The following is an 855-nucleotide window of genomic DNA, read 5'->3' on the forward strand; positions in this document are numbered from 1 at the left end:
GTTCAAACATTAATGACAAATATTTTGAAAGAAAGATATGAAAAAATTGATAATGAAAGTGAGAACAAATAATTATGAAAATGATTAGTTTTTGTAATAAAAAAGGTGGTGTTGGCAAAACTACTCTTTGTAAAAATATTGCTTATAAATTAGCTTTAGAAGATAAAAAAATTTTACTTATTGATTTAGATCCGCAAGCTAATTTAACAATGGACTTTGCACAAGAAAATATTAAATTTAAAAATTCACTAATGGATATTATTACAACTAAAAATAATATTGAAAATATAGAAATTAATAAAATTATTAAAGTATCTAAATATAAAAATATTGACTTAATATCTGCGCAAAAAGAATTAACTAAAAGTTCTTTAATAATAGGAACAATGTATGAAAAACAAGAAATATATAGTATTTCTGATATGTTATATCAATATAATCAAGAAACATTTGATAGTTATGATTATGTTTTAATTGATTATCCACCAACAATAAATGAATTAAGTTTAAATTTCCTGATTCTTTCTGATTTGGTAATAATTCCAATAAATGACGCATTAAGAGCTTTTAAAGGTATTTTAGATTTAAAAGATAATATTAATAAAATATGTAAACAAGAAAATAGAAAAACTCCAAACATGAAAATTGTTTTTAATAATGTAAAGGAGAGTTTTAATTTTGTTACAATAGAAAAATGAATTCAAGATGAAAAATTAGAAAATTTAGTTATTAAAAGTAAAATAAAATATTCTGATGCCTTTAAAACAATTGAAAATGAATTAAGTAGTATTTGAACAAATCCTTATTATTGACGTCAAAAACAAGCATATGAAGAACTTATTAAAGAAATGGGAT

The 855-nt window shown here is 20.6% G+C and carries 1 protein-coding gene; it reads left to right on the forward strand.

What is annotated here, in order from left to right:
• Positions 1 to 74: 74 nt before the first annotated feature.
• Positions 75 to 855, forward strand: a 781-nt coding sequence (locus M0D11_RS06185) for a ParA family protein (protein WP_252321068.1), incomplete at its 3' end; no start/stop codon positions are given.

It is taken from the genome of Spiroplasma endosymbiont of Lariophagus distinguendus (assembly GCF_023846195.1).
Taxonomy (GTDB): Bacteria; Bacillota_I; Bacilli_A; order Mycoplasmatales; family VBWQ01; genus Spiroplasma_E.